The 10,246-nt window shown below is 44.2% G+C and carries 9 protein-coding genes and 1 CRISPR repeat array; of the genes, 1 reads left to right on the forward strand and 8 read right to left on the reverse strand.

The features are described 5' to 3' along the window. Window positions 1-6: 6 nt before the first annotated feature. A CRISPR array of direct repeats spans window positions 7-773; the repeat unit is 32 nt; unit sequence ATTTCAATCCACACACCCGCGAAGGGTGTGAC. Between the two features lie 249 nt (window positions 774-1,022). From cas2 to METPAY_RS03405, 7 genes are read right to left on the reverse strand one after another with little or no spacing between them, the layout of a single operon-like run. After that, the gene (gene cas2 / locus METPAY_RS03375; protein ID WP_048149146.1) at window positions 1,023-1,313 is read right to left on the reverse strand and encodes a CRISPR-associated endonuclease Cas2; all 291 of its coding nucleotides are present in this window, start codon (window positions 1,311-1,313) and stop codon (window positions 1,023-1,025) included. A gap of 9 nt (window positions 1,314-1,322) precedes the next feature. Next, complete coding sequence (cas1c, locus tag METPAY_RS03380) at window positions 1,323-2,354, reverse strand: type I-C CRISPR-associated endonuclease Cas1c (protein WP_048149148.1); 1,032 nt, start codon at window positions 2,352-2,354, stop codon at window positions 1,323-1,325. A gap of 13 nt (window positions 2,355-2,367) precedes the next feature. Then, window positions 2,368-3,060 carry a CRISPR-associated protein Cas4 gene (cas4, locus tag METPAY_RS03385; RefSeq protein WP_048149150.1) on the reverse strand — a complete coding sequence of 231 codons (693 nt, stop codon included), beginning with the start codon at window positions 3,058-3,060 and terminating at the stop codon, window positions 2,368-2,370. Further along, the gene (gene cas7c, locus METPAY_RS03390; RefSeq protein WP_048149152.1) at window positions 3,057-3,908 is read right to left on the reverse strand and encodes a type I-C CRISPR-associated protein Cas7/Csd2; all 852 of its coding nucleotides are present in this window, start codon (window positions 3,906-3,908) and stop codon (window positions 3,057-3,059) included. Before cas7c ends, cas4 begins: the two co-directional genes overlap by 4 nt. Continuing rightward, on the reverse strand, window positions 3,905-5,803 hold the full coding sequence (gene cas8c, locus METPAY_RS03395) for a type I-C CRISPR-associated protein Cas8c/Csd1 (protein ID WP_048149154.1): 1,899 nt from the start codon (window positions 5,801-5,803) through the stop codon (window positions 3,905-3,907). The genes cas7c and cas8c overlap by 4 nt, the downstream gene beginning before the upstream one ends. Then, window positions 5,800-6,486, reverse strand: a complete 687-nt coding sequence (cas5c, locus tag METPAY_RS03400; protein ID WP_281174071.1) for a type I-C CRISPR-associated protein Cas5c — start codon at window positions 6,484-6,486, stop codon at window positions 5,800-5,802. Before cas5c ends, cas8c begins: the two co-directional genes overlap by 4 nt. A 5-nt stretch (window positions 6,487-6,491) precedes the next feature. Continuing rightward, window positions 6,492-8,696 (reverse strand): CRISPR-associated helicase/endonuclease Cas3, encoded by a 2,205-nt coding sequence (locus tag METPAY_RS03405; RefSeq protein WP_048149156.1) that lies wholly within the window; start codon window positions 8,694-8,696, stop codon window positions 6,492-6,494. A gap of 295 nt (window positions 8,697-8,991) precedes the next feature. On the opposite strand from METPAY_RS03405, the gene METPAY_RS03410 reads away from it, so the two are divergent. Beyond that, window positions 8,992-9,495, forward strand: a complete 504-nt coding sequence (locus METPAY_RS03410) for a hypothetical protein (RefSeq protein ID WP_048149158.1) — start codon at window positions 8,992-8,994, stop codon at window positions 9,493-9,495. A gap of 342 nt (window positions 9,496-9,837) precedes the next feature. On the opposite strand, the gene METPAY_RS03420 is transcribed toward METPAY_RS03410, so the two are convergent. Then, window positions 9,838-10,246: phosphopantetheine adenylyltransferase (locus tag METPAY_RS03420; protein ID WP_084600670.1), on the reverse strand; the 409-nt coding region annotated here is incomplete at its 5' end.

Raw genomic sequence — 10,246 nt, forward strand, 5'->3', positions numbered from 1 at the left:
GCCAGTATTTCAATCCACACACCCGCGAAGGGTGTGACCATACGTCAGGCTCGGAACATCTCAGGCACAGATTTCAATCCACACACCCGCGAAGGGTGTGACGATATTCGTCTATTTCTTCTTGTGATCTACTCATAAATTTCAATCCACACACCCGCGAAGGGTGTGACTGTCTCTTGCAAATGCAGACGCCTCCCCTGTCTTATTTCAATCCACACACCCGCGAAGGGTGTGACCAGCAAGAGACAAGGCCCGGAAGGCCAAGCCTCCGGATTTCAATCCACACACCCGCGAAGGGTGTGACATATCTCCTAGTGGTTATGGATATATATCTTTGAATTTCAATCCACACACCCGCGAAGGGTGTGACGCGCCGGGATAGATATCAACAGTGGTACTGTACTCCTATTTCAATCCACACACCCGCGAAGGGTGTGACTGGCGAGGCAAAGGAGTGCATCCTGGACATTGTCAATTTCAATCCACACACCCGCGAAGGGTGTGACCCAGATGCAGGTGGTCGGGGCACCGACCCAGAAGTCATTTCAATCCACACACCCGCGAAGGGTGTGACGGCGAAGGCATCGCCTGCGGAATGTCTCTTCGTGATTTCAATCCACACACCCGCGAAGGGTGTGACGGCGACACCTCCCTGGAGGCGCTGCGCCCGATGGAAATTTCAATCCACACACCCGCGAAGGGTGTGACCTCGTGCCGGATTCCATGCCGTTAAACTGGCCTATTTCAATCCACACACCCGCGAAGGGTGTGACAGCAAATCAATTTCATTTTGTAAAATATTAAGTCTTTGTCAAACTCACTAAAAATCAGAAATTTCCTAAAAATTTCAAACATGGAGTATCATATCCTACACAATATATTATTTTAGAAATGTCACGTGGCAGTAATTCAAAAAATTATGTTGCCTTATATTGATAAAATCATAGAAAAAGAAATATACTAAATCTATAAAAATCCCGCGAACCTCCCGGGGAAATAATGTGAGCTTCAGGTTCGCAAGACTATGTAATTAATAATCCTTCGGGATCATATCCGGCCTTTGCACCGTAATGCTCCACTCTTCTCTTCCAGTTTTTTCCAAGAAAATAAAACCTTATACTATCTTTCTCTTCATCAGCAACACTGATTAAATTATGCTTCAGGGTTTCAAATTGTGAAGGATCTACCAGACATTCGAAAACAGAATTCTGAACCCGTTGACCATGATTTACACACAATCTGGCAACCTTTCTTAATCTCGCCCGACCCTCCGGGGTTTCCGTATTTACATCATAAGTTACAAGAACCATCATAATTGTCACTCAGTTCATGAAAAACGGGGGATAACCGTCGATATCTCCTCTCAGGTACCTAGTCATCAGCATAGCCTGAACGTACGGAAGAAGACCCACGGGAATATTCTCCCCGAGATAAGGGTGCTTTATCTGATCCTGCTTTCTTTTCTGCCAGGAAGCAATAATCTCCTTTTTGCAGTCGTCTGTCATAAAAACAGCCCCGTTCTCCTTTTTGATAAAACCTGAACCTTTTATCTTTCGCAGATTTACCAGATTCAAGGCCAGGCGGTCGGCCATGAACGGTCTCAGTTCCTCCATCATATCAAGGGCAAGGCTGGCCCTCCCCGGTCTGTCGGTATGCAGAAAGCCAACATACGGATCAAGACCAACAGTTTCGAGTGCAGATTCCATATCGTGAGCAAGCAGTGTATACAAAAATGACAAAAGTGCGTTCATGTTATCCAGAGGGGGTCTCCTATTCCTCTCCTTAATGAAAAAATCATCCTTCTGCTTCAGGATCAGTTCATTCATCGCAGAGAAATAAAATTTCGCACAGTTACCTTCGATACCTCTCAGAAAATCGCAATCCGGGGAATCAGGAACACGGTTGATATTATCAATAAGATAGTCTTCAACTGTCTTCACCCTTGCATTATCGATGACATCCGCATGATCCCGGAGACTTCTTCCAAGAACTGTCCGGCAATTCACCAGTTTACCGATAATGAACCGCCTTGAAAGGTCAAGGGACATCACAGGATCGTCGGCATACCTGAACTGAGTTCTCCGGAGCAGGACATTTCCTCTCACTTTACCAGAAACCCGTGCGAGAAAAAAACCGTTCGGAGACAGGAAAGACAATCCCACACCATTATCAGAACAAAGCCTCATTAGTTGCGGGCTCGCACCCATATATCCCATACATACGATCCCCTCAAGGTTGTGAATTGGAATACGGAAATTGTCCTCGCCTTCAACCTTCACAACCACGTTCTCTCCCTCCTTTGTCAGGTAGGATTCCGGTTTGGTTACGTAAAGGGTATTCAATAATTTTTTCATTATATCTACTCTCCTAATCAGAATTTCCGGTATCAACTGCCTCTTTCACGTGTTTTTTGATATAATTCCCGACAGAAATTTTCTTCTTAGTCAGATTGGGGACACAAAGGTCATACAGTGAACATGACCTGCAATTTTTATTTTTTACAGCCGGTGGAGTCAGACCTGAACTGTAAATCTCATGCATCTCCTTTGAAAGTGAAAAAACAAGATCCCGAAGATAATCTGTATTATCGACAGTCACCCGCCTTCTTGTCTCATAATAGTACAGATCTCCGGAATCAACACGGGTGTCAAACATCTCTTCAAGACATATTGCCTGTGCACATACCTGGACCTCATCCCTTTCATCGACCTTAGGGCTCCCTCTCTTATATTCAACAGGATTTATTCTCCAGAATCCTTCGTGTCCCGGAAGAGAGACACCCTCATCCGATTTCAGGAACTCGACAACATCGGCAATACCGTAAAAACCGAGGTTATATGATACCACAGGAAAAGCTCTTGAGATTACTGAAATACCCCTTGTCTCGTTGAAATAAGGATCATCGACTCTCTCGTGCAGGAAATGGCCCTGTGTTGTCCGGAGATTTTCCTTCCATTGCTGTTCGAGATGAATCAGCGCCCACTGGCGCCTGCAGAAATAAAAATGTTGTATACCTGATAAGGAGAGAAGATCCTCGTCAGAATACCCATTCCGCGTCATAACTTTTCAATCAGTTCGACACCATCGGGAACATCTTTTGAGATCTCGATCTCATAATCGGCAAATGAGCGGGGAGGAAGATCTCCGGACTTTTTACTGATTTTCACAAGATCGAAGAGCTTATGCGACTGGCACGAACCAAGTTCCGTGTTGTGCCTGAAGATTATCAGCTTTCTTGCCGACATCTTTCCTCTTGCAGCGGAATGGTCATGCTCGAACATATTCACAAGGCTCTCCCAGAACAGTTTGAGATCGTCTTCACTGAAGCCGGTCGTCTTGTTCGCAAGATTTGCAGAGATGTATCCTTCCGTTCTGTAGAGTGCATACGGGAGAATTTGCTTCTTTCCCATTGTCTGCCCTTTTTCAGCATCCTCTTCCTTTGCAACAGCCTGCCGGGTAATCGTTACCTCCTGCTGGAATATCGGGTCAATGCTTCGCCCGAAATTGATCTGTACCGGTCCCCTGACCTGGCCGCAATTAACTCCTGTAGTCATAACGGCGCCGAAAGTCCGTATGTCAAAGAAATTGTCACACATAAATCTGGCGTACTTGTCGTCTTTCGGCTTCTTTTCGGAGGGTTTCTCACCAAAATGATCATACGCTTTCTTGTGCTGGTTGTTCAAAACCGCACCGGATTTTACGTATATGTCATAACCCTGCTCTCCTGATTTGACGATATCGACATAATCACGGATCTTCCTCTTAAGACAGACATCAGTCACGATTCCGTGGCCGGTCTGGGGGTCGATCCTCGGCATATTGCCCATATCCGGATCTCCGTTCGGGTTCCCGTTCTCTACATCAAACAACAATACGAATTCATACCTGTTCTTAATGGGTTCGCTCATGATTCATTCTCCTTTGCGGCTTCGGCCTCTACCTTCTCTTCTTTCTTCTTGTAATTCTCTTTTCTCTGGTGATAGTATCCGAGCATGAACATGCCCTGCTCCTCAAGACTCAGGTACGGCGGGAACTGATCCACTCCCGAAAGGACTTCCTCGATGTCCCTTGTCGTCCTTACCCCGAAATCTGATTTTGCTATGTGATGCTGGGCGAGCTTGATCAAAACCGGAAATACAACGGCCGGTGTAGTCGATGCACTGCTGAAGTATTTGCTGTTGATAGTGCTCCCGATACTTTTGCTTGTGTCTGTCTGTGCTTTTTCCAATACTGCAAATAACCTGCCGAGGCGATACGGTACGTCCTGGCTTGTTTCATTTAAATTCACGGTAATCATATCCTCCTTAAGGTAAGGCGAACCGGTTCTTGCGAGCCTCAACAAATAAGCTTTGATAAAACCGGCACGAACTGAATTAATTGATCTTTCAACTTTCACTCTGCCCAAAATGGCGTTGTACATCTGAATTGGATAGGGTGTACTGTTGAGAATCGATCTCATGAGGAGACCGCTTAGGATCTGTAGAACTTTTTCTTGCTTTTTATCCAATCCTTTAGGTATAGTTTCATTAACTAACTTCTTTGGCGAGGCAAACACAGGATCATAATCGCCCCTCTCGATCTCCGTATCGAAATAATGCTGTGATACTTTCTTAACAAAATCCCCGAACTCGTTCATGTACCAGAACCTGACCGAAAGTCGGGCATTGTTCGGAGACAGACCCAGGATATAGAACATCTTTTTTTCATCGATATCCGGATTGGCATCACTAATTTTGTACCCTTTTCGGACGAGATTAAGAATATCTCTCATCTGATTGAGCAATTCGGTGTTGGTTTCTCTTTTTTCAGGGTCATTGTCTTTAGAATCGTCTTTTCTGATTTCAACAGGATTTATGAAATATTGGGTAAAATCCTCATAACTTCCTTCCGGGGCATCTGCCCAGAATACAACCGTCGAGTCTCCTATCAACAGCCTGTGTTTCGATTCGGAAAGCAGATAATTAAGGGCGGTCGTGTATTTGAACATCGAACTCTCGCCGACCGGTGCATTATAACTCTGCGTTTTTCCGTAGGAGTTGAAAGATTTGTCATTTGAGCCTACAAGTGATGCCCCTGCTGACTGTGCATTTACAACACCCTTTATCAGCTGGTGAGTTCTTGCAATAGGTTCCTTTTTTCCTGAAATTAAACACTGGGATAGATAACAATTTTTTTCTTTCGTGGATTTGTTGTTATAACTTTCCCAAGCTCTTTTCACCAATTCGTTTGCATGAATGTACGATCCGTTGTGAGAAAAGACAAAATTGGCATTGTCAAGTATCTGATCTTTATACTGTACTATCTTTGGATCTTCAAGAAATTGTTCGGGGTCGTAATTTTCTATGAATTTCACAAAGGCTTTCGCACTTTCATCGTTCACATCTTTCAGTATTGATAGATGCCTTTTCATGAAATCAATAAACCTTGCTCTCGTAGAATCATCAATCAGAATTACATCTTTTTCAGATTCTTCCAGAACTGTAAACGGGCCTTTGTCTCCGGATTTATAATCCTTTTCAAACTCTGATTTCTTTATTTTTTCAACACCGAATACGTACTTTGCATTGTCACACAGGAAGTAAGACGGCGGATTTTTCCCCGATCGGGACCTTTGAAGAGGAACAATCATCTGGTCAGGTAGCAGTTTTTTATCACCGTACCTCTTATCGATGATGCCTTTTATTCTTCCTTCATTGTCTATTTCAATTGCAAAAGATACCTTTGCTGTTGAATATCCCTTTTCAGGAACTTTACTCTCTTCATTTAGAATGTCATAATAATTGCAAAGCGACTGGATTATCATGACAAGCCCCCGTAACAGAGACACTTTTCAACATCGATAATGCCGTCGTTCATACACGCCCTGTAAAAGACAGGCTGCGGTTCCTCCTTCGGGTTCTCGCTGTACTCAAGATCCCATAGCATGAAACCGAGATCCTTTTCGCCCGAATAGCATGAAACCGGAACCGAATTCTCTTCTTCAAGAATTTCGAAGTTTGCAGGAAACTCCCTGCACCCGAGATACGGATTGTGGTAACACTGCCCTTTTCTCATTCTTCTAAGGGCGATGTTGTAATGCTTCTCGGGTGTATCGTCCGGTCCCGCATTATTTGTCATCTCAAAATGGGCTTCGATACAGTAGCAGACATCTCTTAAAAGAAGCGAAGCCCGCTGGGCACGATCCTCGTTTGCGTCCTGAAAGAGTTCGACCGCTTCTCCTTTCATTGCCTTTTTAACATTCGGTAAAGAGATAGTGCTCTTTACCTCATTCCTTCTGATATTGTCGAACCTGATCGGGTTCAACACATGAATTCTGTCAATTTTCCATGATATTGCAGGTTTCCAGTAGATCGCTTCGAGTAATCCTCTTGCGGCAGATGGCGTAATTACGTCGTAGCTTACCCTTTCGACTTTCATTTCGGGCCGGGTAAAACATGCGTAGTCGCCCCAGACTTTTAGTCTGAATCCATAGCCTATTGCGATCACCCCCTCTATTTAATAAGCAATGATAGGTCTTCGCCATTAATGTTTCGATTTAATAATCCGACGTTGTCTGAATAGTTGTTATCAAAATCGGTTAAAATATGAAAACGCTCGCAAACAAGCTCAATTAGGCCAGATTTTTCATAATTTTCGAATTCATCGGGATATACATTGACTACATAACCCTGCAATTTCCTGAAGGCATTCCCAATAAATCCTGTCCGGCGAATATTTTCGATTACTGATTTCGATCTGCTATCATAGGGAATTATAATATCACTGCCGGAATCTTTAATGAACCTGAATTTTTGCCCGATATCTTCATAAGGATATTTTAAAGCTCTCCCGTTTTCCTCGATCATCTCAAGGATCTTTTCTGTATCAAGACCATTTTCCCCGGAATGGAAATACAACTGGCTGAAATATTCTTCAATTGAGTCGAGCGCCATCGGATCATCGAAGTCTTTGATTACTATCTCTCCGATCTCTGCCGTCCTGCTGAGCCAGCCGGCGGTTTTCGCGTGATCTTCAGAAGAGCGGAAGACGATTACATCGCCGGATTCTCGTTTCCCCTCCCTGTTACATCGTCCCGCTGCCTGACATACGGAATCCATTCCCGCCATCAGCCTGTAAACTGCGGGGAAATCGATATCGACCCCGGCTTCGATCAACTGGGTGGAGATCACCCTGCATTCTTCACCGTTCTTCAGCTTTTCCTTGATCTCCCCTATTACCTTCCTCCTGTGAACCGGGCACATCCTTGCGCTGAGATGGAAACGGTTTCCTTCCCCGGAGATTTTTTCAAAAAGAACAGCCGCATGTTTTCTTGTGTTGACGATACAGAGAACCTGTTTATGTGATAGAAGGCGATCTGCGAGTTCCGAATCACTGAGTTCACCGATATAAGACAAATCTACCCTTTTGAATTCTTTGTAGAGTTCATCTGGAGAATCCATTATTTCGCGGGATTTGATATACCCCGGTAAAATTTCGGCAAGTTTTGGCTGGGTTGCAGTACAGATCACAACCGATGCACCGTAATTTACAACGAGTTCGGATAGTGCCATAACGGACGGCTTTAAAAATTCCGTCGGGATCATCTGGGCTTCGTCAAGAATTATCACGCTGTTTGGAAGATTGTGGAGTTTGCGGCATCTGGAACTTTTATTCGAAAATAAGGATTCAAAAAACTGGACATTCGTTGTTACAGTTATAGGAATATCCCAGTTTTCAGATGAAAGCCTGAGTTTCTGTTCTATTAATGAAGTATATTCGGAATTTTTCTCCAGTTGTGCATCGGGATCAAAGTTACTGTGATGCTCAAGAACGTTCTTTGCCCCGAAAATTTCCCTGAAGATCGCAGCATTCTGTTCTATGATGCTCGTATACGGAATCACATAAAAGATTTTTTTTAGATTGTTTTTCTTCAGGTGCTTTAAAGCGAATGCCATCGATGAAAGTGTTTTCCCTCCGCCTGTCGGAACAGTTAAAGTAAACAGACCGGGATCGCTTTCGGCCATTCGACAGCACTGGTCATAGATCTCATTTCGCCGATCATTGATTGAATTCGATTCAGAACCTTTCCTGATTACATCCATACGCTTTTCAAATTTCAAGCATAGCTCATCAAATGAATCATAATCTCCCCGGAGTAAGGATTTATCAGGATTCATAAATGATTCAGTGTCGAGAAAGTCGGAATCTACAAGGCATGAGTAAAGCATCCGGATATAGAAAGAAAATGGGAATCCAGGATTTTTCATATCGTAGATTTTCAGAACAGGCATTTCGCCGGATATATTTTCAATTTTTAATTTATTTTTATAAGCTGAATAATCGAAGAGCTCTGAGGATATCAGTCGGTGTTCCAGTCCGGACTTTGGAGAACCGTAATTCAGCAGCCCGGTATGATGACCTGCGATTATATATCTGAGAATTTGAGCCTGAAATTGATTGCAATATTGCTCTGCCTCGCGTGCTCCGGCTGTTGAATGATCGACTCTGATATTTTTTCCTTTGAGTCTTTGTTGGAATTCCTGCGAATACTTCCCGAGGTCATGAAGAATTCCTGCGGAGTAGGCTATTTTTTGACCATTGAATTCAGCGGCAAAATCCGAGGCGAGATCTGCAACATTAGTTAAGTGAGTCTTCAGTGGCTGCCAGTCGTTTTTATCAGAATTTTCCGTTGAGTGAGCATAGTATTCTTCAGGCATAGATTATGCTTATGCCAGTGACTAAAAAAAGATTGCTCAGTTATTGATAGCTGTACTTTTTTATTGAAAATCCAAAATTTCTTCACTTCTATGTCTCAAAACGATCTCCATCTTCCTGCTTGTTTCCCTCGTCTCTTTTCATCCTTCATCATACTTCCACAAATCTAAAAGAATCCCCAAAAAATCTCCCATAAAAACCAAACGGTATCCGATACAGTCACGCCAATTTCTTTAAACAGCGATTAATTATTTGCCTGTTCCAGTACCCGGGGAAAGTCAGGCAGGAGAAAAAACAATGGCGGATTTCATAGAAACTTCCAACACAAAAACAGCGACACGCAAACTTGCATCGCCCATCGCAGACGCAGCAACGTTTCAGAGCATCATCCAGTCGGTGATCGACAACAACCCGTTCGGATGCACCGAATACATCCAGAACAATGCAACGCACAGCGGGGTCGAGATCAACCGCGAGAGCTACACCGCAAAGATCGTCTTCGAAGACAATGCGGCGGAAAAGGTAGGATCACTTTCGATCAAGTGCCCGACAGTCTCCTCGATGGACAGTGCGACCGGTGCAATCGTTGCAGACGCCGATCTTGCCGTCGCCGTCGGAGGAGACCCTGCCCGTGATGCCGAGAACGACACATATTCCTGCCAGCTCAAGTGTCATGATACGAACACTGAGATCTACTATGTCACGTTCAGCCGCGAAACCGTAAGGGTCAGTTCATACCAGGACGACGCAATTCTTGCAAAAGTGGAGACATGGGCGGACACTGTAACAGCACTTGCCTGAACAGCTATTAGAACACCTGACAAGGGATCTTTTCCCTTGTTTCGTATTTAAACCCCTTAATTCATACTCCGTTAATAATTCTTATAAGAAGCAAAGGGAAGGATCTATTATGATCAATCAGCAAAAGGTGAGGGATTTGCTATATCCGATGGAATGGATTGTCCGTTTTATAATTCTCGCATTTCTCTCTCTAATTCTTTTTTACGAGATCTTTCCTGAAAATTATTGGACGCTTATTTTCATATTCCGCGCCCTGATGATAGGAGCTTTGATCTTGTGTGGAGTTCAAATCTGGTATATTTGGAATTTTTGGAAGGAAAAAAGGGATATTACGTAAAAAAACTACCCTATAACCTTCCCGTGAGAATCGATCTCGCCCTTCCAGATCCTCGTACTCGAGATCCACCTCCCGTCTTCGGCGAGAACGCAGGTGATCTGGTGAATATCGACCTTCTTCATTCCCTTTTCGCGGCGGAGTTTGTTGATCTCGATGGCGGTCGGAAAAGTCTCCTCGGACACCACAATCGCATCGAAGTCAGAATCGAGCGAAGAGCCGAACCTGTCGGAGAGCATCTCGATGTTCCACTCCGGCCCGAATTTCGATTCCTCAAGAAAATCCACCAGCTCCTTCTTCCGGACCTCGTAAGGCCGGATCGGATGCAGCTTTCGGTTCGCAAACTCGTCTCCCGAAAGACCGATGATCACTTTTCCCCCCGGCCCTGCGATGAAGAAAGATCTCTCGATAAGCTTC

This window comes from Methanolacinia paynteri (assembly GCF_000784355.1).
GTDB classification, from domain to species: domain Archaea; phylum Halobacteriota; class Methanomicrobia; order Methanomicrobiales; family Methanomicrobiaceae; genus Methanolacinia; species Methanolacinia paynteri.